This window comes from Flavobacterium sp. T50_26 (assembly GCF_057652995.1).
On the sequence record NZ_JBYFCC010000064.1, the window covers coordinates 1 to 380 of the forward strand.

1 pseudogene is annotated in these 380 nt (G+C 40.5%); it reads left to right on the forward strand.

Going from position 1 to position 380, the window contains the following annotated elements:
• Positions 1–380, forward strand: a pseudogene (locus AC23MC_RS16445) (hypothetical protein); the annotation flags it as partial.

The window sequence follows — 380 nt, forward strand, 5'->3', positions numbered from 1 at the left end:
GCTGTTACAACGGTTTTAATAACAGTTAATGCACCAACAGATCCAAAATTTGACACTTTACCATTAACGTATTGTGAAGGTGATCAAGTAAGTGCTTTACCATTGTTTTCAGATGAAGGAATATCAGGAAGTTGGGATATTGGCACAATTGATACATCAGCTCCGGCTGTAGATGTTCGATACACCTTTACACCAGATTTTGGTCAATGTGCTAGTGATTTCTTCATAGATGTAACAATCACGGCAAAAGCTCCAACAACATTCAACCCAGTAAATCCGATTTGTGTTGGAGAAGCTTTAACCTTACCAACCACTTCAGTAGAAGGAACCTTAGGAACTTGGAGTGGAGCCGGAATCACACCGGAAGGTTTGGTTGACAC